22 protein-coding genes are annotated in these 22,801 nt (G+C 60.0%); 13 read left to right on the forward strand and 9 right to left on the reverse strand.

Annotated elements, in window-relative coordinates; translation table 11 throughout:
- Positions 1–93: 93 nt before the first annotated feature.
- On the reverse strand, positions 94–534 hold the full coding sequence (gene lysM / locus ACLD1X_RS17790) for a peptidoglycan-binding protein LysM (protein WP_429369823.1): 441 nt from the start codon (positions 532–534) through the stop codon (positions 94–96).
- 128 nt (positions 535–662) lie between these two features.
- On the opposite strand from lysM, the gene ACLD1X_RS17795 reads away from it, so the two are divergent.
- From ACLD1X_RS17795 to ACLD1X_RS17810, 4 genes are all read left to right on the forward strand, one after another.
- Positions 663–1,550: a LysR family transcriptional regulator gene (locus ACLD1X_RS17795; protein ID WP_429369824.1), complete on the forward strand. Its 888-nt coding sequence runs from the start codon at positions 663–665 to the stop codon at positions 1,548–1,550.
- A gap of 92 nt (positions 1,551–1,642) precedes the next feature.
- A complete protein-coding gene (fdhD, locus tag ACLD1X_RS17800) occupies positions 1,643–2,482 on the forward strand; it encodes a formate dehydrogenase accessory sulfurtransferase FdhD (protein ID WP_429369825.1) in 840 nt (279 codons plus the stop codon).
- Positions 2,479–4,827 (forward strand): FdhF/YdeP family oxidoreductase, encoded by a 2,349-nt coding sequence (locus ACLD1X_RS17805; RefSeq protein WP_429369827.1) that lies wholly within the window; start codon positions 2,479–2,481, stop codon positions 4,825–4,827. The genes fdhD and ACLD1X_RS17805 overlap by 4 nt, the downstream gene beginning before the upstream one ends.
- A 326-nt stretch (positions 4,828–5,153) precedes the next feature.
- Positions 5,154–5,639: a glycine zipper domain-containing protein gene (locus ACLD1X_RS17810; RefSeq protein WP_429369829.1), complete on the forward strand. Its 486-nt coding sequence runs from the start codon at positions 5,154–5,156 to the stop codon at positions 5,637–5,639.
- Between the two features lie 75 nt (positions 5,640–5,714).
- On the opposite strand, the gene ACLD1X_RS17815 is transcribed toward ACLD1X_RS17810, so the two are convergent.
- From ACLD1X_RS17815 to ACLD1X_RS17825, 3 genes are all read right to left on the reverse strand, one after another.
- Positions 5,715–6,137 (reverse strand): acyl-CoA thioesterase, encoded by a 423-nt coding sequence (locus ACLD1X_RS17815; RefSeq protein WP_429369831.1) that lies wholly within the window; start codon positions 6,135–6,137, stop codon positions 5,715–5,717.
- A 172-nt stretch (positions 6,138–6,309) separates the two neighbouring features.
- Positions 6,310–7,536 carry a 3-hydroxyacyl-CoA dehydrogenase NAD-binding domain-containing protein gene (locus tag ACLD1X_RS17820; protein WP_429369833.1) on the reverse strand — a complete coding sequence of 409 codons (1,227 nt, stop codon included), beginning with the start codon at positions 7,534–7,536 and terminating at the stop codon, positions 6,310–6,312.
- Between the two features lie 232 nt (positions 7,537–7,768).
- The gene (locus tag ACLD1X_RS17825; RefSeq protein ID WP_429369835.1) at positions 7,769–9,703 is read right to left on the reverse strand and encodes a RecQ family ATP-dependent DNA helicase; all 1,935 of its coding nucleotides are present in this window, start codon (positions 9,701–9,703) and stop codon (positions 7,769–7,771) included.
- Positions 9,704–10,257: 554 nt separating this feature from the next.
- On the opposite strand from ACLD1X_RS17825, the gene ACLD1X_RS17830 reads away from it, so the two are divergent.
- The 5 genes from ACLD1X_RS17830 to ACLD1X_RS17850 all read left to right on the forward strand — a co-directional run bounded on the left by ACLD1X_RS17830 (position 10,258) and on the right by ACLD1X_RS17850 (position 12,440).
- Complete coding sequence (locus tag ACLD1X_RS17830) at positions 10,258–10,548, forward strand: hypothetical protein (RefSeq protein ID WP_429369837.1); 291 nt, start codon at positions 10,258–10,260, stop codon at positions 10,546–10,548.
- Between the two features lie 404 nt (positions 10,549–10,952).
- On the forward strand, positions 10,953–11,252 hold the full coding sequence (locus tag ACLD1X_RS17835; protein WP_429369838.1) for a hypothetical protein: 300 nt from the start codon (positions 10,953–10,955) through the stop codon (positions 11,250–11,252).
- 194 nt (positions 11,253–11,446) lie between these two features.
- Entirely contained in the window at positions 11,447–11,695 is a 249-nt protein-coding gene (locus ACLD1X_RS17840; RefSeq protein ID WP_429369946.1) for a type II toxin-antitoxin system RelE/ParE family toxin, read from the forward strand.
- Positions 11,696–11,697: 2 nt separating this feature from the next.
- Complete coding sequence (nadS, locus tag ACLD1X_RS17845; RefSeq protein WP_429369839.1) at positions 11,698–11,985, forward strand: NadS family protein; 288 nt, start codon at positions 11,698–11,700, stop codon at positions 11,983–11,985.
- A gap of 101 nt (positions 11,986–12,086) precedes the next feature.
- Complete coding sequence (locus ACLD1X_RS17850; protein WP_429369841.1) at positions 12,087–12,440, forward strand: DUF1493 family protein; 354 nt, start codon at positions 12,087–12,089, stop codon at positions 12,438–12,440.
- Between the two features lie 58 nt (positions 12,441–12,498).
- Here the strand turns inward: ACLD1X_RS17850 and ACLD1X_RS17855 are convergent, their stop codons facing one another.
- From ACLD1X_RS17855 to ACLD1X_RS17865, 3 genes are all read right to left on the reverse strand, one after another.
- Positions 12,499–14,040 carry a phosphoenolpyruvate carboxykinase gene (locus tag ACLD1X_RS17855; protein WP_429369843.1) on the reverse strand — a complete coding sequence of 514 codons (1,542 nt, stop codon included), beginning with the start codon at positions 14,038–14,040 and terminating at the stop codon, positions 12,499–12,501.
- Positions 14,041–14,220: 180 nt separating this feature from the next.
- Positions 14,221–15,123 (reverse strand): Hsp33 family molecular chaperone HslO, encoded by a 903-nt coding sequence (hslO, locus tag ACLD1X_RS17860; RefSeq protein WP_429369845.1) that lies wholly within the window; start codon positions 15,121–15,123, stop codon positions 14,221–14,223.
- Positions 15,124–15,338: 215 nt separating this feature from the next.
- Positions 15,339–15,743 carry an RNA-binding S4 domain-containing protein gene (locus ACLD1X_RS17865; protein WP_429369847.1) on the reverse strand — a complete coding sequence of 135 codons (405 nt, stop codon included), beginning with the start codon at positions 15,741–15,743 and terminating at the stop codon, positions 15,339–15,341.
- Positions 15,744–15,976: 233 nt separating this feature from the next.
- Between ACLD1X_RS17865 and ACLD1X_RS17870 the strand changes: the two genes are divergently transcribed.
- On the forward strand, positions 15,977–16,438 hold the full coding sequence (locus ACLD1X_RS17870) for an ATP-dependent zinc protease family protein (protein WP_196373714.1): 462 nt from the start codon (positions 15,977–15,979) through the stop codon (positions 16,436–16,438).
- Complete coding sequence (gene rimK / locus ACLD1X_RS17875; protein WP_007972871.1) at positions 16,435–17,340, forward strand: 30S ribosomal protein S6--L-glutamate ligase; 906 nt, start codon at positions 16,435–16,437, stop codon at positions 17,338–17,340. The genes ACLD1X_RS17870 and rimK overlap by 4 nt, the downstream gene beginning before the upstream one ends.
- A gap of 155 nt (positions 17,341–17,495) precedes the next feature.
- On the opposite strand, the gene ACLD1X_RS17880 is transcribed toward rimK, so the two are convergent.
- Both ACLD1X_RS17880 and ompR read right to left on the reverse strand, forming a co-directional pair.
- Positions 17,496–18,809 (reverse strand): ATP-binding protein, encoded by a 1,314-nt coding sequence (locus ACLD1X_RS17880; RefSeq protein ID WP_008003227.1) that lies wholly within the window; start codon positions 18,807–18,809, stop codon positions 17,496–17,498.
- 115 nt (positions 18,810–18,924) lie between these two features.
- Positions 18,925–19,665: a two-component system response regulator OmpR gene (ompR, locus tag ACLD1X_RS17885; protein WP_007972873.1), complete on the reverse strand. Its 741-nt coding sequence runs from the start codon at positions 19,663–19,665 to the stop codon at positions 18,925–18,927.
- 361 nt (positions 19,666–20,026) lie between these two features.
- Between ompR and ACLD1X_RS17890 the strand changes: the two genes are divergently transcribed.
- Together ACLD1X_RS17890 and ACLD1X_RS17895 are read left to right on the forward strand one after the other, a co-directional pair.
- Positions 20,027–22,351 carry a Tex family protein gene (locus tag ACLD1X_RS17890; RefSeq protein WP_429369850.1) on the forward strand — a complete coding sequence of 775 codons (2,325 nt, stop codon included), beginning with the start codon at positions 20,027–20,029 and terminating at the stop codon, positions 22,349–22,351.
- Positions 22,351–22,734, forward strand: coding sequence for a PaaI family thioesterase (locus ACLD1X_RS17895; RefSeq protein ID WP_007972875.1), 384 nt, complete (start codon positions 22,351–22,353; stop codon positions 22,732–22,734). The genes ACLD1X_RS17890 and ACLD1X_RS17895 overlap by 1 nt, the downstream gene beginning before the upstream one ends.
- Positions 22,735–22,801: the final 67 nt, after the last annotated feature.

Consider the following 22,801-nt stretch of genomic DNA (forward strand, 5'->3'; position numbering starts at 1 on the left):
CCCACGGATCTGCGTCGTTCGCATTCTTCGTGAACGGCTCAGATCCTGTGGGAGCGTGGCTTGCCCGCGATGCAGGCAACGCGGTTTGAAGTATTACTCAGGAATCCGCAACGTCTGCCCCGGATAGATCTTGTCCGGGTGCGACAGCATCGGTTTGTTGGCTTCGAAAATCTTGTTGTACTGGTTGGCACTGCCATACACGGCCAAAGAGATGGCGCTGAGGGTGTCGCCCTTCTTCACGACCACAAAACGCGCGGCAGCAACTGCAGGCCCGGTCACGGTAATCTGATCATCCACGCTGCCAACCCCGGCAATATTGCCCACCGCCAGCAGGATCTTTTCCTTCTCTTCCTGGCTCGCCACCTCACCGGTCACCGTCACCTTGTCACCATCGACCGTCGCCTGCACATTCGGGTTACCCAGGCCGACTTTGCTGATGTGCTCCTTCAACTGCTCACTGGCATTGGCATTGCCTGGCGTCAGCAGATCCAGCAGTTTTTCGCCTGCTTCCTTCACAAAGCTCAAAAGACTCATGGTGCACTCTCCTTGGGTTTGAGGTTCCAGACGTCAAAGCCTAGACCACGGCCGTCACTTGCGATTCCAACCCGACCAATGACCCCGCTTGCGATAGAATCGCCCCCTTCCCGCGCCCAGGAGCGAAGATGGACATCAAGCAGCTGAAATTCCTCATCGCGCTCGACGAAACCCGCCATTTCGGCCAGGCCGCCGCACGCTGCCACATCACCCAGCCGACCCTGTCCATGCGCCTGCGCAGCCTCGAAGAAGAACTCGACCTGCCGCTGGTCAATCGCGGGCAGCGCTTTGAAGGCTTCACCGCGCCGGGTGAACGGGTGCTGGCCTGGGCACGCACGGTGCTGGCAGCCTATGACGGTTTGTACGCCGAAGCCGCCGCCTGTCGTGGCAACCTGGTCGGCACCTTGCGCCTGGGCATGGTACCGCTGTCGAGCTTCGATCCGCTGCCGCTGCTGCAACGCCTGCACGGGGAACATCCGAACCTGCGCTTTGAACTCTCGGCACTGAGCTCCGAGCAGATCCTCGAACAGCTGGCGAACAATCGCCTGGACCTCGGTGTTTCCTATCTGGAACGCCTCGACGCCGAACATTTCGACTCCCTGGCCTTCAGCGAAACACGCATGGGCCTGCTCTACGACCAACGCTTCTTCACCTTTGGCGAGGCGCCGCTGAGTTGGGAGTCATTGATCGAATTGCCACTGGGCATGCTCACCAGCGGCATGCACTTTCGCCAATCCATCGACCATAACTTCCACAGCCGTGGCCTCACCCCGCAACCGTTGCTGCAGACCGACGCCGTCCATCAATTGTTACAAGCTGTGCACGGCGGCCTGTGTTGCGCCGTAATGCCATTGGACGGTGGCCTTGAAGGGCTGACCGATCACCTGCGCCTGCAACCGATCGAGAACGCCCAGACCCTTGGCCGCCTGGGGCTGATCATGCGTCGCAGCGCGCCACGCTCGGCTCTGGCGGAGGCCTGTTTCGCGATCTATCGGCAATCGCAGACGACCTCTTGATCGACGGTATCTATCGGTAGATCAGTAATAGCGATTAGACGCGACAAGTTGCCGCGCCTAGTCTTAAAGCTGATCAATCCATCGGTGATGCCATGAACGCCAAGCGCCCAGCCTGCGCGGCGCCTGCCCTCCAAACGCCCGCGCCCGCCGCCAGCCAGACGTACAGCTACAGCAACCTTCAATACTCGGAATCGGACAGCACCGCGCTGGCCGAGGAAGTCGCGTTGGCGATTGCCTACAACGGCATCAGCCAGGCGGTCATGCTGGTGACGCCAACGGACCTTGAAGACTTCATCGTCGGTTTCAGCCTGGGCAGCGGCATCATCACGGACGCCACTGATATTTATGACCTGCAGCTCAGCGGCTCAGGGTCAGCGCAATACGCACAAGTGACCATCGCCAACCGCGCCTTCTGGAACCTCAAGCAGCAGCGTCGGCAACTGGCCGGCACCAGTGGTTGCGGGCTGTGCGGCGTGGAAGCGGTCGAGCAGGCATTGCCAGACCTTCAGGTATTGCCCGGCGCCCCGCTGCCGCCGGCCGAATGGCTCGATGGCCTGCGCCAGCGCATCGGCGCCTTCCAGCCTTTGGGCCAGCATTGCGGTGCGGTGCACGCGGCGGTGTTCATGAACGGTCAAGGCGAGTTGCTGCTGGGGCGCGAAGACATCGGCCGGCACAACGCCCTCGACAAACTGATCGGCGGGCTGATCCGGCAAAAAATCCCGACCGCTGGCGGGCTGGTGATTGTCACCAGCCGTTGCAGCCTCGAATTGATCCAGAAAGTCTTGCGCGCCGGCATCCAGACCCTGGTCAGCCTGTCGTCGCCCACCGGCCTTGCCGTGCAGTGGGCCCGCCGCCATAACCTCAACCTCATCCATTTGCCACAGAAGAATGCACCGCGGGTGTACAGCCCAACGTCGGAGAACCAAGCGTGAGTCAACACCGTCAAGCCGACCAGACACCTGTCCCTCGCTACAAACCCTACAAAGGCCCGGCCGGTGGCTGGGGCGCACTGATCAGCGTCGCCCAGGCCTGGTTGACCAGCGACAACGCACTGAAAAACCTGCGCATCATGCTCAAGACCAACCAGAACGGTGGCTTCGACTGCCCGGGTTGCGCCTGGGGCGATTCTCCGGAAAAGGGCATGGTGATGTTCTGCGAGAACGGCGCCAAGGCGGTGAACTGGGAAGCGACCAAGCGCCGGGTTGATGCCAGATTCTTCGCCAAACACAGCGTCACCTCGCTGCTGGAGCAAAGCGACTACTGGCTCGAGTATCAGGGCCGCCTGACCGAGCCGATGAGCTACGACGCCGAAACCGACCGCTACAAGCCGATCAGTTGGGACGACGCCTTCGCGCTGATCGCCAAACACCTGAACGGCTTGTCGAGCCCGGACCTGGCCGAGTTCTACACCTCGGGCCGCGCCAGCAACGAAGCTGCCTATCTCTATCAGCTGTTCGTGCGCGCCTATGGCACCAACAACTTCCCTGACTGCTCGAACATGTGCCACGAGGCCAGCGGTGTCGCGTTGTCGCAAAGCGTCGGCGTCGGCAAAGGCACCGTGACCTTCGATGACTTCGAACACGCCGATGCGATTTTCGTCTGGGGCCAGAACCCCGGCACCAACCACCCGCGGATGCTCGAACCACTGCGCGAAGCGGTGAAGCGCGGCGCTCAGGTGGTGTGCATCAACCCGCTCAAGGAGCGTGGCCTGGAACGTTTCCAGCACCCGCAGCACGCGATCGAAATGCTCACCAACGGCGACAAGCCAACCAACACCGCGTTCTTCCGCCCGGCCCTGGGCGGCGACATGGCGATCATGCGCGGCATGGCGAAATACCTCCTGCTGTGGGAGCGCGATGCACAGCGCAGCGGCGCCCCGGCGGTGTTCGACCACGACTTCCTCAATGAACACAGCGCCAATGTGCTGGAATACCTGGCGATCATCGACGAAACACCGTGGGAGCAGATCGTCGAGCAGTCGGGCCTGACGCTGGTAGAGATCGAACAAGCGGCGCGCATGTACGCCAAGGGCAAGAACGTCATCATGTGCTGGGCCATGGGCATCACCCAGCACCGCCATTCGGTGGCGACCATCCAGGAAATCGCCAACCTGATGATGCTGCGCGGTAACATCGGCCGGCCGGGAGCCGGTCTGTGCCCGGTGCGCGGCCACAGCAACGTGCAGGGCGACCGGACCATGGGCATCAACGAACGGCCGCCGGTGGCGTTCCTCGATGCCCTGGAGCGTCGCTTCCAGTTCAAGGTGCCACGCCACAACGGCCACAACGTGGTCGAGGCAATTCATGCGATGGCTGAAGGCCGGGCGAAAGTCTTCATCGGCCTGGGCGGCAATTTCGCCCAGGCCACGCCCGACAGCCCGCGCACCTTCCAGGCCCTGCAAAACTGCGACCTGACCGTGCAGATCAGCACCAAGCTCAACCGCAGCCATTTGACCCATGGCAAGGATGCGCTGATCCTGCCGTGCCTGGGTCGCACCGACATCGATATCCAGACCGAGGGCCCGCAAGCGGTGACCGTCGAGGACTCGTTCAGCATGGTCCACGCCTCCAATGGTCAGCTGCAGCCACTGTCGAACCAGATGCGCTCGGAACCGGCGATCCTGGCCGGCATCGCTGCCGCAACCCTGGGCAACCAGCCGGTGGACTGGAACTGGCTGGTGGCAGACTACAGCCGCATCCGCGACCTGATCGCCGAGACCATTCCAGGCTTCAAGGATTTCAATGAGAAGGTCAGCAATCCTGGCGGTTTCTACCTCGGCAACAGTGCTGGCGCACGCAAGTGGAACACCGCTTCAGGCCGCGCCAACTTCCGTCCGAACGCACTGCCCGAAGACCTGGTGCACGAACGCACCCGCGCCACCGGTGTGCTGCCGGACCTGATCATGCAATCGATGCGCTCCCACGATCAGTACAACACCACCATCTATGGTCTCAACGATCGTTATCGTGGGGTCAAGGGCCAGCGCGATGTGCTGTTCGTCAACGAAGCCGACATCATCCGCCTGGGCTTCAAGCCGGGGCAGAAGGCGGACATCGTTTCGCTCTGGGACGATGGCGTTGAACGTCGGGTGAAAGGCTTCACGCTGCTGGCGTTTGACATCCCGGCCGGGCAAGCGGCGGCCTACTATCCGGAAGTGAACCCGCTGGTGCCGCTGGAAAGCATCGGCGATGGCAGCCATACGCCAACATCGAAATTCGTGGCGATCCGCCTGGAAGCGGCAAGCGAGACCGGGTTGATCATGGCCAGGTCTGCGTAACACGTCGTTTGATCTGGCCTCTTCGCGAGCAAGCCCGCTCCCACATTGGAATGCGTTCCCCTGTGGGAGCGGGCTTGCTCGCGAATACGGTAGATCAAACAACAAACATTCCAGATTCAGTACTTTCCTTCCACCCACAAAAAAGGCCGTTCTCTCATGAAAACGGCCTTTGCGAAGTAGTAAAAGACCCGCAAAAAAACGTTAAGTTCCGCCCAAAAAACAGTAACTTGCAATATTGTATACAGGTCGTGTTATTCGTCGGATTTCGATTGTCACGCCCATTCCAGAGCCTCAGGATCGCGCCGTCATCCCCTAGAGGTTCCTCCATGAAGTACTCCTCGATTCTCTTGTTGTCCCTTGGCCTGGTCAGCGGTATCGCGTCTGCTGGCGGCACCACCGAAGCCGGTGTAGGCGGCGCATTGGGCGGGGTTCTAGGCTCGGTCGTCGGCCAGTCGCTAGGCGGCAGCACAGGTTCCACCATCGGCGCGGCCCTGGGTGGCGCGGGTGGTAGCGCCGTCGGCGCAAACAAACACAGCCGTGGCGAAGCAGCCCTTGGCGGTGCGTTGGGTGCTGCAGGCGGTAACGTGGTCGGCCGCAGCATGGGCGGCACCACCGGCAGCCTGATCGGCGCCGCAGCAGGCGGCGGTGCCGGTGGCGCGCTGGGTAACTACATGGGCAAAGAGTACGATGATGAGGACGGCGGTCGTCGTTACTATCGCGGCCATGACGATCGTCGCTACTACCGTGGCGGCCACCGTCACCACGGTCATGCCTATGGCCACCGCAAGCATCGCTGGCACGACGACGACTAAGGCATCCATCGCCTCGATCCTCGCTATAGCGGGTCCATCAAAAATCGCAGCCCAAGGGCTGCGATTTTTTTTGCCTTATTCAACCACCAGACGCTCCAGCGCCCCACGCAATCCGGAAGGAATCGACACGGGTTGATTCGACGCACGATCGACAAACACATGCACGAAGCGCCCCGCCGCACAGGCGTCATCTTCCCCTTGCTTGAACACGGCCAGTTCGTATTGCACCGAACTGTTACCCAACTTGCCCACCCGAAGACCGATCTCGATGCGGTCCGGGAAGGCAATGGAAGCAAAGTAATCACAAGCCGAGCTCACCACGAACCCCACCACCTCGCCGCCATGGATATCCAGGCCGCCGACTTCGATCAGGTAGGTGTTCACCGCCGTATCGAAGAAGCTGTAGTAGGTAACGTTGTTGACGTGACCGTAGGCGTCATTGTCGTGCCAGCGGGTGGTGATGGGCTGCAAGTGCGGGTAGTCGGTGCGTTGGGGCATCAGCGTTGATTCCTCAGTGGGTTCGCCAGTCTAAGGCGAAACCGCGTTGTATTCATCGCGAGCAGGCTCGCTCCCACATTGGATTTGTGTCGTACACAAATTCTGTAGGCAACAACGATCATCTGTGGGAGCGAGCCTGCTCGCGAAAGCGCCCTCACGGGCACCGCATCAATCACTTGTCAGAGAACCCCTTGCCGGCAGCCGCCAACTCCCCGATCAACCGCGCCGGCTGCCAGTGATCGCCCTGACGCGTTTCAAGGTCCATCAAGCGCCGATGAATATCCGCCAACCCTTGCTGGTCGGCCCAGGCCATCGGACCGCCCTTGTCCGCCGGGAACCCGTAGCCATTGAGATAAACCAGATCAATGTCATGAGCGCACCCGGCAATGCCTTCCTGCAGGATCTTCGCGCCTTCATTGACCAGTGCCAGCAAGCAACGCTCGAGAATTTCCTCAGGGCCGATCACGCGACGGTGGAACCCCAACCCTTCGCTGACTTCCAGCACCAGCGCATCCACCTGTGGATCATGTTCGGCCTGGCGACTGCCCGGCTCATAGTGGTAATAGCCATTGCCACTCTTCTGACCAAAGCGTTCCATCTCGCACAGTCGGTTATCCACCTGAACCTCTGGCGCGTCCTGCCCGGCACCGGACAGTTGCCGGGCGCGCCACTGCAGGTCGACGCCCACCACATCGAACATGCGGAACGGCCCCATGGCGAATCCGAACCCTTGCAGCGCTGCATCCACCTGATAGGGGTAAGCGCCTTCCAGCAGCATTTTCCGCGCTTCGAGCACATAGGTGTTGAGCATGCGGTTGCCAATGAAACCGTCGCAATTGCCCGCCACCACACTGACCTTGCCCATGCGCTGGCCGAGCGCCAGTGCCGTGTCGAGCACTGCAGGCGCCGTCTGTGCTCCGCGGACGATTTCCAGCAGCTTCATGATGTGCGCCGGGCTGAAGAAATGCAGGCCCAGCACTTGCTGCGGCCGACGTGTAACCGCCGCGATTGCGTCGATGTCCAGCGCCGAAGTATTGCTCGCCAGAATCGCTTCAGGTTTGAGCAGGCCATCGAGCTCGCGGAATATTTTCTGCTTGAGTTCAAGGTTTTCGTACACCGCTTCAATGACCAGGTCGACATCGCGGATGGCCACGTAACCATCTGCCGCCGTTATGCGCGCGACTCGGGCATCGGCCTCGCCCTGATCAATCCGGCCCTGGCGCACGTTGTGGGCGTAGGTGTCCGCCACGGTGGCCAACGCTTGCTCCAGCATTTGCGGATTGTTGTCGACCCACTGCACGGGCACTCCGGCGTTGGCCAGGCACATGACAATGCCACGGCCCATGGTGCCCGCGCCGATGACGGCGGCGCGCTGAATATTCGACGGTGTCTGGCTCATCTTTTGTTCTCTTGTTGGCGATCCGAAGACAGCGATCACCATAGTCAGCCACCGGGCTTTTTTGAAATTTATTCCTGTGATGAGCAACATTCAGCGGATGGATGTGCCCCGTTGAGTACGCCGCAAAATCCTGTGGGAGCGGGCTTGCTCGCGAAGGCGATCCATCAATTGGCCGTGATAGTGACTGACCCACCGCTTTCGCGAGCAAGCCCGCTCCCACAAGGGTTATGGTTCAACTTGCAAGATGCCGTTCGGCCCACTCGCGCACCTCGGCATACGGGTAATCCTCCAGCGCCGCAAACCCGGGAATCGCCCGCACCTTGAGCCTGGTGAACAGCGGCACGCTGATCCCGCACAGAAACCGTGTCACGCGTTCCGCCGAGGGCAAGTTGCCCGTGTGCTGCTCGTGCCTGTGGATAAAACCGCCACACAATGTTTCGAAATTTTTATCCACAAGCGCTGGCAACGCCGGTGGTGCCGGTAACTGCGCCACCTGCCCATGACACACCGAACAATGCCCGCATTGCTGCGGGGCATTGTGATCGCCGAAGTACTCGGCCAGGCGATAACCCAGGCATTGGTCGGTGGCGAACAGATCCAGCATCGCGTGAATCCGCGCGATCTCGGTGTGCTCATGGCGAGTGAAACCGCCGTGCAGTTCCTCGCTCAACGCGACGCTGTCGAGCCCGTTTTGCAGCACGCTGTAGACCTCGGTCATCTGCTTGCTTTCGAGCTCCACCCAGCCCTTCTCCTGGAAGTAATCCAGCGCCTTGACCACCCGAGTGCGCTCGGCCTGATACTGCTCGTACAACGCCTCGAAATTCACCGTTGCCCAGGTACGGGCGCGGCTGGAGGTCTGGATGATCGCCGCGACAAAATCCCTGCGCTCGCCTTCGAAATGCGCCAACAGTGCCTCGGGCTCCTGCACATATTTGAATCGGTACTCGGCGTAGTACGCATAGCGCGGGGCAATCAACCCGCGCAATTCGAGTTGCACCAGCAAGGTCTTGAGCGGCAACAGGCGAATATTGCTCTGATCGGCCAATGGCCCCAGCAGAAACTCCCACTGCCCTTCGGGGGCTGCGGCATGCATCTCGTCCAGCACGCAACGGATGCCATCCAGCTCGGGTGTGTCGCCGTAGACGAAGTTCTCCAGCACATTGAGGCTGTCGCGGTTGGCCAACACCAGGCAGTCCGACGGCTGCCCGTCACGCCCGGCGCGGCCGATTTCCTGGCTGTAGTTTTCGATGGATTTTGGCAGGTCGAAATGCACCACGTTGCGGATGTCGCTTTTGTCGATGCCCATGCCGAAAGCGATGGTCGCGACGATGCAATTGGACTGCCCGCCCATGAATCGACGCTGGATCGCTTCCCGTTGATCATGGGGCAAGCCGGCGTGATAGGCCTCGGCCTGAATGCCGTTGCGGTTCAGGTGTTCGGCGATGTGCTCGGCGGTTTTTTGCAGGGTGACATAGACGATGCTCGGCTGATCCGGACGCTGGCTCATCCACTCGACCAGGCGTCTGCGCTTGTCCGCTGCGCAAACCGGCTCCACCAGCAAATTCAGGTTCGGCCGATAGAAACCGGTGGTCACTACGTCTTCGGCAGCAATAGCGAATTTCGCCTGCATGTCGGCGATGACCTTGGGTGTCGCCGTGGCGGTCAGCAGCAGCACCTGAGGGACATTGAACTGGCGTTGATAGTCGGGAAGCTTGAGGTAGTCCGGACGAAAGTTATGCCCCCATTCGGAGATGCAGTGCGCCTCGTCCACCACCAGCAGCGAGATCGGCACTTGCTGCAGGAAATGGCGAAAACGCTCGTTCTTCAAGCGTTCCACCGAGATCATCAGGATCTTCAACTCGCCGGACCTGGCACGGGCCATCACATCGCTGGCGTCATCGCGGCTCTGGGCCGAATCGATACTGCCCGCCGAAATGCCATGGCGTTGCAGGAACGCCAGTTGATCCTGCATCAACGCCAGCAACGGCGAGACCACCAGCGTCAGGTGCGGCAGCATCACCGCCGGCAATTGGTAGCAAAGGGATTTGCCGGAACCGGTGGGGAAAATTGCCGCCGCCGAACGCCCGGCCAGCACGGCACTGATTGCCGCCTCCTGACCAGGTCGAAACTGTGGATAACCGAAAACCTGTTCCAGGGTGTTGTGCATAAGCTGTCACTCCGTTGACCGCCGCGGTGTAAACAGCCTGGCCGGCGATCGCAGCGAGTCGAGAAAAGGTCGGGGGCAAAAACGATACGCGATGATACAGCGGATGGCTGGAAAGGCTTGAGGAATCGGGGACCTGACAGATCGCTTTCGTCGGAGCGCCGCCCGGAGCAGGCTCGCTCCCACACCGATCTAAGTGTGAGCATCAGAATCCTGTGCACTGAAGATCAAATGTGGGAGCGAGCCTGCTCGCGAAGAGGCCAACAGACCCACCGCAAAACTCGAAACACCCGACATTGTCCGAGGCCCCGTCTACCGAGTTTGAGTGCGAAGCGACTGAAAACGCTGTAAGCATTTTTACCCTTGGCCATTTAACGTTGAAAACCCACCAACAACGTGTAGTCCCCTTCCTCTAATTATGACAAAACCCTTACAAAGTCTGTCGATCTCAGCTGTCTTGTCCCGCAACGCCATACCCTCCTATAGTTTCCAGCGCGGCTGAAAACAGTGTCTCGGCCTGCCGGGAACACTTGCCGATTTCGCACAGGACCCACTCAATGAAAACCCCCGACTCACTGACAGCCCGCTACCACCCACTCAAGACCCGCTACAGCGAAACCCCAGTGCTGGTCATCGATACCGAGGCCGACCCCTTCGAGATCCTCGACGCCGCCCGACAACGCATCCGCGCCGCCAGCGACCTCCTCGAAACCCTTTATTGCACGTGTTTCAACCAGGCCGAAGCGAGCGACATCCCCAGGATCGTCAGCGCCCTGTATCTGCTGACCCAGGATGGCAACGACCTGCTCGACATCGCCCGGCAGCGCCTGCCAAAACTCACCGGCTGAAAAACACCACAATCCCCTGTGGGAGCGAGCCTGCTCGCGAAGAACGATAACGCGGCGCACTGTGGATAACTCCATCAGCAACGACCTATGAAAGCTTCGGCAAGGTCCTACAAAACAAGACACCTTGTCGGCTATCGATGACCAGTGACCCAGACCTATAGTCCGGACTGTCGCTGCCAAATCAGCGACCGGGTTTGGTCACCCGAATAGGGAACTCATTTCGCTTCCAATGTATGCTGCGACACCTCAGTGTCTGCACGCTATATGGTGGCTGTGTTCGGGACGTCTTCGGGCGTACCGGCAATGTGAGTTCTCACCGGTTTGACCAACCCGAACACAGTCCGCCTCCCATCGTTTGGTCACGATAATGGCGGTTTTTTCTAAAGCACTTGAGAATTCTCACAATGAACAAATGGAGCCCGTTCACCAACGAACGCTATTTACCACTCCACACCAACCTCACCGATTCCCCACCCCTGATCATCGATACTGAAGCCAACCCGCAAGACATTCTCGAAGCCGCCCTGCAGCGCATACGGGCCTCCAGCGAACTCCTCAAAACCCTGCACTGCCAATGCTTCAAACACGGCGCCCTCGAAGATATTCCACACATCACCCACGCCCTCTACCTGCTGACCCAGGACGGCTGCGACCTGCTCAAAGTCGCCCAGCAACGCATGCTCAACTGGAAAGCGCCAGTCTAAGGTCGAGTGAACAGATCGTTCCCACCTTCTGCGTGAGAACGATCAAACACCTGCCGCAATTGACCAGATGAAAGTCCATTCAGTCTGATCAGCATTGCCCAAAAGTAAGCCATTGGCGTACATTGACGATGATTTTCATTGAGACCCCAATTTTCACCCGTCGAGCCAAAGAGCTACTGGATGACGATGCCTAAATCGCCTTGCAGAAGCTGCTGGTGTTGAACCCTTCGGCTGGCGACGTTATTGAAGGCACAGGCGGGATTCGCAAAATGCGGGTCGCTGCCAAGGGGCATGGCAAACGAGGCGGTGCCCGAGTGATTTACTACCATTTCGTCTCGGCATCGCAGATCGCTTTGTTGATGATCTACCCTAAAAATGAGCAACAAGACCTGACCGCCGATGAACGCAAAGCGTTGAAAGCCGTCATCGAACTCTGGAGATAGCCATGAGCAAATTTTTTGATGAGCTGATGGAAAGCGTGCAACAGATGGACGAGATCGTACGGGGCGAGCGTCGGCCTTCCCGCGAATTCCGGGTTGATGCGTTGCAAGTCAAAGAAATTCGTAAGGCTACCGGTTTGACTCAAGCCAAGTTTGCAGCATTGATCGACGTCCAACTTGGCACTCTACGCAACTGGGAGCAGGGCCGCCGTGAACCGACAGGCCCGGCCAAAGCCCTGCTGAAGGCCATCCACAATGACCCTGTCCATGTTTTAAATGCTTTAGCTGGCTGAGTACAACACTCGTCATGCTTCACAATGGCTGAATCGGCGCTAAGCATGCCGCGATATAAGGCTTAATCGAACTCTTCGACATGAGCCTACGGACACTCTCAATGAACCTCGCCCCCAACTTCCCCGACGACCACTCAATGCAGCAACTCATGCAACTGCTGCACGAAGAAATCGGCCTGCCCGAACGCAAAACCATCAGCCTTGCCACCTCGATCAATTTCGACCTTGGCTGCAACGGTGCCAATGCACAGCACCTGATCGAATGCCTGGAAGATCTATTCGCCATCGATTTCGTTGATTTCGACAGTTATCGCTACTTCCAGCCCGACGGCTTTGACGTGAATCTAAAGCGAAAAGCCAAGGGTCGCGGCGAGAAGTTGCCGTTGACAATCGGCATGCTCTACCGGGCCATCAAGGCCCAGCGCTGGGACACTCTGACGTTGGAAGGCCTGTAACGACGGGCACAAAAAAGCCGCCCCGAGGGGCGGCTTTTTCGTTAGCTCAAACCAGCACTTACAACTTTGGACCGGCAGCCTTGATCGCGTCGCTCACTTCGAACTTCTTGAAGTTCTCGATGAACAGGCCGGCCAGTGCTTTGGCGGCTTCGTCGTAGGCGGCCTTGTCGGCCCAGGTGTTGCGTGGGTTCAGCAGGCCAGTTTCAACGCCCGGTACGGCCACTGGCACGTCGAGGTTGATAGTGTCCAGGTGCTCGGTCTCGGTACCGATCAGTGCGCCGCTCTGGATCGCTGCGATCACTGCACGGGTGGTCGGGATGTTGAAGCGTTTGCCGACGCCGTAGCCACCGCCGGTCCAGCCGGTGTTGACCAGGTAGACCTTGGAGCCGAAGCCGCGGATGCGCTTGATCAGCAGTTCAGCGTATTCGCCGGCCGGACGCGGGAAGAACGGTGCGCCGAAGCAGGTGGAGAAGGTCGACTTGATGCCGCTGCCCGAACCCATTTCGGTCGAACCGACCAGCGCGGTGTAACCGGACAGGAAGTGGTAGGCCGCCTGTTCTTCGTTGAGGATCGACACTGGCGGCAGAACGCCGGTCAGGTCGCAGGTCAGGAAGATCACAGCGTTCGGCTCGCCACCGAGGTTCTTCTCGGAACGCTTGGCAACGTGCTCCAGCGGGTACGCGGCGCGGCTGTTCTGGGTCAGGCTGACATCGGCGTAGTCGGCGTGCTTGGCGTCGTCGATCACAACGTTTTCCAGGACCGCGCCGTGCTTGATGGCTTTCCAGATAACCGGCTCGTTCTTCTCGGACAGGTCGATGCACTTGGCATAGCAACCGCCTTCGATGTTGAACACTACGCCCTCGCCCCAGCCGTGCTCGTCGTCACCGATCAGGTAACGGCTTTCGTCGGCGGACAGAGTGGTCTTGCCAGTGCCGGACAGACCGAAGAACAGGGTCACGTCGCCCTCTTCGCCGATGTTGGCGGCGCAGTGCATTGGCAGCACGTCAGCGGCCGGCAGCAGGAAGTTCTGCACCGAGAACATGGCTTTCTTCATTTCACCGGCGTAACGCATGCCGGCGATCAGCACTTTCTTCTGTGCGAAGTTGATGATCACGCAACCGTCGGAGTTGGTGCCGTCACGCTCTGGCACGCACTCGAAGTTGGCAACGTTCAGCACTTGCCACTCTTCACGGCCGGCCGGGTTGTACTGGGCCGGGTTGATGAACAGGCAACGGCCGAACAGGTTCTGCCAGGCAGTCTGGGTGGTCATCTTCACGGCCAGGTAGTGGTCGGAAGCGGCACCTACATGCACGTGGGAAACGAAATGCTCTTGCGCGTTATTGAATGCCTCAACGCGAGCCCACAGGGCGTCGAACTTGTCGGCCGGGAACTTGCGGTTGATCGGGCCCCAGGCGATAGCGGCCTGGGTGCTTGGCTCTTCAACGATGAAACGATCGACTGGCGAACGGCCGGTACGGTGACCGGTACGAACAACCAGTGCGCCGGTATCGGCAAGCTCGCCTTCACCGCGGTTGAGGGCTTCTTTAACCAGATCATCAACACTCAGATCGGTGTACACGGCGTTATTGGCTTGCGTCATGAGGTTCCCCGTCGGCCAGTGGCCGAGTGCTCCAAACGTTTTTGTAGTAGAAAGTCGTGCACTACTACCGCGAAAAAAGTGGCCCGGATTATGCCAGAAAAGCCCAAAAAGAGTAGGCCCCTCCTGTCGTAACGGCGTTAATCCGGCGCAAGGCAGTGAATTTACCTGCGCTGAACCGTTTTAGTGACGGGTATCTGACGGCGTCTCGACACCCGCGCCGGCGAACAATTGGGTGACATCGGCGGCATCGAACAGGTAGCGCTGGTTACAGAACTGGCAGTCGATCTCGATGTTGCCACCGTGTTCCACGACCAGTTGCTGCGCGTCTTCCTTACCCAGACTGACCAGGGCATTGGCCGAACGTTCGCGCGAGCAGCTGCAGCGGAAACGCAGTTTTTGCACGTCGAACAAGCGCACCTGCTCTTCGTGATAGAGACGATGGAGCACGGTTTCGTTGTCCAGGCCCAGCAGTTCATCAGCGGTCAAAGTCGTGGCCAGGGCGGTGAGGTGTTGCCAGCTGGCGGCGCGTTCTTCTTCGTCCTTCAGACGGTCGGCGGGCAGTTGCTGCAACAACATGCCACGGGCGCGACGGCCATCGGCACAGAGCTTGATGCGCGTACCGATCTGCTGCGACATGACGAAATAGTTGGTGAAGCAGTCGGACAAGGTTTCACCGTCAAGATCGACCACGCCCTGGTAACGCTGGCCCTGTCTCGGGTCGATGGTCAGCGTCAACGAGCCATCCGGCATCAAATCGGCCAGGGTTGCATCGGCAGCGATGCGGTCCGCTTCGTAACGGGCCAGGCCACGGATGTCGCGCTCGCTGGAGCATTCGATCATCAGCAGCGGGATCGGGCCTTCGGAACGGGCTTGCAGAATCAGCAGGCCATCGAACTTCAACGTGCCGACCAGCAACGATGCGGCCGCCATCAGCTCGCCGAGCAGTTGCGCGACCGGCTCCGGATAGGCGTGCTTGGCCAGGACTTCAGCGTAGCTGAGCTCCAGCGAAACCAGCTCGCCACGGGTGTCGCTGTCATCGAAGATGAAGCGTTGGGTGAAGTCGTTATCCGGTAAGTCGGTCATAAGTCTGGTATCTGAAGTGGTGACAATAGTGGTTACAGAATTCGACGCTAGGCCTTGGCCATAGCGTATTGCTGCCTGGTTATGGCTTACAGGCCGGTGGCTGTGTGCGCTTTTCGACGAATGGCACAGGCACGACAGGCCAATTACCTCATATGGCTACGCGCGGGTGCAATTACAAGTCTTGTGCTGATCGATGTGATCAGCGGCCCCGGCAATCATTCGTTGCTGTTGCCACGAAACTTGAACAGGTCGCGGCGCTGTTTCTTGCTCGGTTTGCCATCGGTACTGACACCCAGGGCACCCGCCTTGCGCTCGGCCGCGGCATTTTCACGCTTGGCGATGCTGGCTTCGGTTTCGGCGTATAGCGTCTGCGCTTCGGGAGCACCACGACGTACGATCGACAGTGCCTGGACCACCACCGTGCGCTCATCGAAACCGGTGCGAATCACAAACTCATCGCCGACCCGTGGCTCTTTACCCGGTTTGCAGCGTTCGCCCCGGCAATGCACCTTGCCGCTTTCAATCGCCGCCTTGGCCAAGGCACGGGTTTTGTAAAAGCGAGCAGCCCACAACCATTTATCGAGGCGGACTTTGTCGTCCTCTTCGTTTTTTTGTGCCATGGAATTTCCTCATTCTGAAATATTGGTGAACTGTACTACCGTTTCTGTCGTACCAAGAATTTCACCGTCTCGGACTACAATGCTGACATTCCATAACCTCCCGGGGCATTGGAAATCCGGGCCGTAGATATCTGTCGCCTTTTAACCATTATTCTGCGTGAATACCGCGAATCTGGCCGCCTGCGGCCACCGCGGTTTCTACCGGTTGAGCAATTTTGAAGACATTTGACCATTTGACCGTTGTCGGTCTGCGCGAGTGGGTGGCTCTCCCGGATTTGGGAGTAGCCGGCCTTCGGGCAAAAATCGACACCGGCGCCAGCACCTCCAGCCTGCACGCCACCGACATCGAGACGTTCGAGCGCGATGGCGAGCCGTGGGTGCGCTTCACGGCGCACCTGGGCACCGTGGTGCAGTTGCGTCATCGCCGCTGCGAGGCGCCGCTAGTGACGAGAAAAACCATTAAAAGCTCCAACGGTCAGGCGCAGGTGCGATACGTGATCAGCACCACCCTGGCCCTTGGTGATCGGGTCTGGCGGGTCGAGTTCACCCTGGCCTGCCGAAAGTCCATGCGTTATCGCCTGCTGCTCGGTTCCAAAGCCCTGATCCATGGCCAGTTGGTGGTCAATCCGGGGATCAAGTATGTACAAGACAAGCCGGTGTTCCCGGTATCTACCTCCTCCACAGGTGTTGCATGAAGATCGCTGTGCTGTCGCGGAACCCGCGTCTGTATTCCACCCGCCGCCTGGTTGAAGCCGGTACCGAACGCGGCCATGAAATGGTGGTGGTCGATACCCTGCGTGCCTACATGAACATCGCCAGCCACAAGCCGCAGATCCACTACCGCGGCAAGCCGTTGGAGGGTTTCGATGCGGTGATTCCACGGATCGGGGCGTCCGTGACCTTTTATGGCTGCGCGGTGTTGCGTCAGTTCGAGATGATGGGGGTGTTTCCGCTCAACGAATCGGTGGCCATTGCCCGTTCACGGGACAAGCTGCGCTCGCTGCAATTGCTGTCCCGTCGCGGGATCGGCTTGCCGGTGACCGGGTTCGCCCACTCCCCCGATGACATTCCCGACCTGATCGAAATGGTCAACGGCGCACCGTTGGTGATCAAGGTGCTGGAAGGCACCCAAGGCATCGGCGTGGTGCTGTGCGAAACCGCCACGGCCGCGGAATCGGTGATCGAGGCGTTCATGGGCCTCAAGCAGAACATCATGGTTCAGGAGTACATCAAGGAAGCCGGCGGTGCGGACATTCGCTGCTTCGTCGTCGGCGACAAGGTGATTGCAGCGATGAAGCGCCAGGCCAAGCCCGGCGAGTTTCGCTCCAACCTGCATCGCGGTGGCAGCGCGAGCCTGATCAAGATCACCCCCGAAGAGCGCATGACAGCACTGCGCGCGGCAAAGGTCATGGGGTTGGCGGTGGCCGGGGTGGATATCCTGCGCTCCAATCACGGGCCGCTGGTGATGGAAGTGAACTCCTCGCCCGGGCTTGAAGGGATTGAAACCACCACCGGGAAGAATGTCGCGGGGATCATCATTGAGCATCTGGAGAAGAATGGCGGGCCGAACATGACCCGGACCAAAGGGAAGGGTTAACCTTCGGGCCTTGTGGCGGCAGTGAGGCCGCCTTCGCGGGCAAGCCCGCTCCCACAGTGGATAAATGTTGACCAATATTTTGCGGTCAACCGATAACCCTGTGGGAGCGGGCTTGCCCGCGAAAGGGCCATCAGCCCCACCGAAGATTTCAGCTCTTAAACCGCATCCCGCGGCAGCATCAACCCCAACGGCAACCGCACCCGCGCTTCAAGCCCCCCGCCCGAACGGTTACGCAGCTCAACGTTACCGCCATGCATCGAAGCAATCCGCTTCACGATCGCCAAGCCCAACCCGGTGCCCTTGCCACCCCGGGCACGATCACCACGGGTGAACGGGTTGAAGATCGCTTCCAGTTCCGACGGATCGATGCCGGCACCACGGTCCATGACACTCAGCACCACATACGGCGCGCTGGTATCCCCGGACACATACGCCGCCACCTCCACACCGCTGCCAGCATGATGCAGCGCGTTGCCGATCAGGTTGTTCAGCAGTCGCTTCATCGAAACGCGACGTAACGGAAACGGCTGAATCGGCTCCAGGCGCAGTCGCACTTTCTCTTCATTCTGGTTGTAGGGCGCCGCGACTTCGCGGACCAGGTCGCTCAAGTCAACTTCTTCCACCGACTCGTCGCGCCCGTCACGAATGAACGCCAGGAACTGATCGAGAATCGCATCCATGTCTTCGATGTCACGCACCATGTCGTCGGTCAGGTCGGTGCGATCACCCATCAACTCCAGGGACAGGCGCAAGCGGGTCAACGGCGTGCGCAAATCATGGGAAACACCGGCCAGCATCAGCTCGCGCTCGCGACCGGCCTGTTCGACGTCTTCGGCCATCTGGTTGAAGGCACGGTAAACCTCGGTCATCTCGCTCGGCGTATCACTGATAGGCAGGCGCACACTGCGCCCCTGGCCGAGTTGCCGCGCGGCATACACCAGACGCTTCAAAGGCTGATTGAGCTGGCTGACAAAGATCCAGGCCGAAGCGGTGGAAAGCAGGCCAATGGCGAGGAACCAGCCCAGCACGTTCCAGATTTTCTGTCCGCGCAACGGATGGGGATACAGCGGTACCTTCAGCCAGCCATCACCCAGGCTTGGCGCCCGAACCCACAGCGCCGGTGGCGAATGCATGCGCAACCGGACTTCCGTGTCGGCACCCAGCTCCGCCTGCATCTGCCGCTGGTAGATTTCGCTGTAAGGCCAGTGTTGTTCACCTTCCGGCACGCCGGCACCCACCACCCGGATCAGGGTCGCGGCCTCGGCGATCTTGCCGCGACTTTCTTCATCGGCAGCCCAATAGGCGCGCAGCGTCAGGGCGACACCGTGACTGTACTGACGGTCGACCAGCACGTCTTCGTTCATCAGCAGATAAACCAGGGTCAGCGCCTTGGAGAAGAGTACGACGATCAGCACCAGCCAAAGGGTGCGGGAGAAGAAGCTCTGGGGGAACCAAACGGGGGTCTTCATGGATAACCGTTACATACTTGCAAGAGCGAACGATGCTCGCATATTGCAGGTCGCGAGTCTGCGGGCGTGATCAATTGATCCCTTGCCCGCCGGACCCGTTCCTGCAAATCGCCAATCACTTGGTGGCGGTACCATCCGGAACAAACACGTAACCCACACCCCAGACAGTCTGGATGTAACGCGGCTTGGAGGGATCGGGTTCGATCATCCGGCGCAGACGGGAAATCTGCACGTCAATGGAGCGCTCCAGGGCGTCCCACTCGCGGCCACGGGCCAGGTTCATCAACTTGTCGCGGGTCAGCGGTTGACGGGCGTTCATCACCAAGGCCTTGAGCACAGCGAATTCACCGGTGGTGAGCATGTGCACTTCTTCGCCGCGCTTGAGCTCGCGGGTCGCCAGGGACAACTCGTAGTCACCGAAGGTCACGCTTTCGTCTTCGCTGCCCGGAGCACCCGGCACCGGCGCCGACTGACGACGCAATACCGCCTTGACGCGAGCCATCAGCTCATCGGGGTTGAACGGCTTGGCCAGGTAATCGTCGGCGCCCAGTTCCAGGCCCTTGATACGGCTCAGCTCGTCGCCCTTGGCGGTGAGCATGATGATCGGAATCTGGTTGTTCGCGTTGCGCAGGCGGCGGCAAGCGGTCAGACCGTCTTCACCGGGCAACATCAGGTCGAGGACGACCAGGTTGAACACTTCGCGTGCCAGCAGGCGATCCATTTGCTCGGTGTTCGGTACGGCGCGGGCGCGATAGCCCTTGCTGACGAAAAAACGTTCCAGCAGGCTGCTCAGCCCAGGATCGTCGTCAACGATAAGAATTTTTTCGCCTTCAGCAGTTTGTGCAGTGCTGCTCATTGGATGCTCCTTTGATCTCGGCGCGCATTATGGCGTAGCTGCCGTTATACGCACCGTGTGCATTGTTAGCAGATTTTTCCTCGAGCGCCAGAAAACCGGCCATTGCACTGGCAATCCGCGATGCCCCCGAATGCCGTAACGCTGGTTATAATGCGCGGCCTTTTGTGTCAGGCAACATCAGACAGGTACTACAGACAGACGTTATTTATTTTCATGGCGTCAGCAGTAATTGTTCGATTTCACGGGTCAACGCAATGCCTGTTGACCCAGGCAGCGGCGCTGGCCAGGCCGCTCAACCAGACTCGCCAAGGCCCTGTTTCAGCGCCTGCGAGCCTGCTTTCACAATTTGTCAGGTGGTTTTATGGACAGCATCAACAGCCGCATCGCCGAGGAACTCGGTGTACGCCCACAACAGGTCGAAGCGGCCGTCGCGCTACTCGATGAAGGCTCTACCGTTCCCTTCATCGCCCGTTACCGGAAAGAAGTGACCGGCAGCCTCGACGATACGCAATTGCGTCATCTGGAAGAGCGCCTGCGCTACCTGCGAGAACTCGACGAACGGCGTATCAGCATCCTTGCCAGCATCCAGGAACAGGGCAAGCTGACGCCGCAGCTGGAACGCGACATCAAGCTCGCCGATACCAAGACCCGTCTCGAAGACTTGTACCTGCCGTACAAGCAGAAACGCCGCACCAAGGGTCAGATCGCCCTGGAAGCCGGCCTCGGCGAACTGGCCGACGGCCTGTTCAACGACCCGTCCCTGAGCCCGGAAACCGAAGCGGCACGCTTCATCGACGCGGAAAAAGGCGTGGCCGATGTGAAGGCGGCCCTCGAAGGCGCCAAGTACATCCTCATGGAGCGCTTCGCCGAAGACGCAGGCCTCCTGGACAAGCTGCGCAACTACCTCAAGCAGGAAGCCACCCTCAGTGCCCGTGTGATTGCCGGCAAGGAAGAGGAAGGCGCCAAGTTCCGCGACTACTTCGAACACGACGAACCGCTCAAGAGCATGCCGTCGCACCGTGCGCTGGCGATTTTCCGTGGCCGCAACGAAGGCATTCTCAGCTCCTCGCTGAAAGTCGGCGACGAACTGCCGGGCACCATGCACCCGTGCGAAGGCATGATCGGCCAGCAATTCGGTATCCAGAACCAGAACCGCGCCGCCGACAAATGGCTGGGCGAGGTGGTGCGCTGGACCTGGAAGGTCAAGCTCTACACCCATCTGGAAACCGACCTGCTGGGCGAACTGCGCGACGGCGCGGAAACCGAAGCGATCAACGTCTTCGCCCACAACCTGCACGACCTGCTGCTGTCGGCCCCGGCCGGCCCGCGCGCCACCCTGGGCCTCGACCCGGGCCTGCGCACCGGTTGCAAGGTCGCGGTGGTCGATTCCACCGGCAAGCTGCTGGATCACGCCACGGTTTACCCGCACGTGCCACACAACAAGTGGGACCAGACCCTCGCCGTGCTCGCGGCGCTATGCGCCAAGCACTCGGTGGACCTGATCGCCATCGGCAACGGCACCGCCAGCCGCGAGACCGACAAGCTGGCTGCTGAACTGATTAAAAAATACCCAGCGATGAAAATGACCAAGGTCATGGTTTCCGAGGCTGGTGCATCGGTTTACTCGGCATCGGAACTGGCCTCCAAGGAATTCCCGGACCTCGACGTGTCGATCCGTGGCGCGGTCTCCATCGCTCGTCGCCTGCAGGATCCACTGGCGGAACTGGTGAAGATCGACCCGAAATCCATCGGTGTCGGCCAGTACCAGCACGACGTGTCGCAGCTGAAACTGGCCCGTGGCCTGGATGCGGTGGTCGAGGACTGCGTGAACGCCGTTGGCGTGGACGTGAACACCGCTTCCGTGGCGCTGCTGGCACGGATCTCCGGCCTCAACGCGACCCTGGCGCAGAACATCGTCAGCCACCGCGACGAGCACGGCGCGTTCAAAACCCGTGCAGCACTGAAGAAAGTCGCGCGCCTGGGTGAAAAAACCTTCGAACAGGCCGCCGGATTCCTGCGTGTCATGAACGGCGAAAACCCGCTGGATTCGTCGGCGGTTCACCCGGAAGCCTATCCGCTGGTGCAGCGCATTGCCGCCGAGACCGACCGTGACATCCGCTCGCTGATCGGTGACGCCGCGTTCCTCAAGCGTCTCGACCCGAAGAAGTACACCGATGAAACCTTCGGCCTGCCGACTGTTACCGACATTCTGCAAGAGCTGGAAAAACCCGGTCGCGACCCGCGTCCAGAGTTCAAGACCGCCGAGTTCCAGGAAGGCGTCGAAGATCTCAAGGACCTTGAACTGGGCATGATCCTCGAAGGCGTGGTGACTAACGTGACCAACTTCGGCGCTTTTGTCGATATCGGCGTGCATCAGGACGGTTTGGTGCATATCTCCGCACTTTCGGAGAAGTTCATCAAGGATCCTCGCGAAGCGGTGAAGGCCGGCGACGTGGTGAAAGTGAAGGTCATGGAAGTCGACATCCCGCGCAAACGCGTGGGCCTGTCGATGCGCATGAGCGACACCCCGGGCGAGAAGATCGACGGCGCTCGCGGCGCACGTCCGGGGTCGGCGCCACGCCAATCCCAGAACACTGCACCGCGCAAGGAAACCACGGCAGCAGCACCGGGCAACAACGCCATGGCTTCGTTGTTCGCCAACGCCAAGCAGTTGAAGAAACGCTGATGGACATTCCCGCCGGACTGACCGAAAGCGCGTTTTTCAAGCTGCTGGGCTGCCGCCTGCACAGCCTGGAAACCGGGGTGGCGCAAGTCGCCCTGGCGCTGGAGCCCGAGTTGCGCAATCGCGGCGGCAAGCTGCACGGCGGGGCCTTGTTCAGCCTGGTGGACATTGCCATGGGGCTGGCCTGTTCCAGCACCCACGGCTTTGACCAGCAGAGCGCGACCATCGAGTGCAAGATCAACTACATCCGCGCCGTCTCGGACGGCGAGGTGATGTGCACGGCGCGGGTGATCCACCCGGGTCGCCGCACGCTGGTAGTCGAAGCCGATGTGATGCAGGGCGACAAACTGGTCGCAAAAGCACAAGGCACGTTCGCTGTCCTGTAGCTAGTCGTCATCGATTTGAGTTAATTTCAGCGCAATGCCTTTCCCTGTAGGAGCGAGCATGCTCGCG

The organism is Pseudomonas sp. 18173 (assembly GCF_050432945.1).
Taxonomy (GTDB): domain Bacteria; phylum Pseudomonadota; class Gammaproteobacteria; order Pseudomonadales; family Pseudomonadaceae; genus Aquipseudomonas.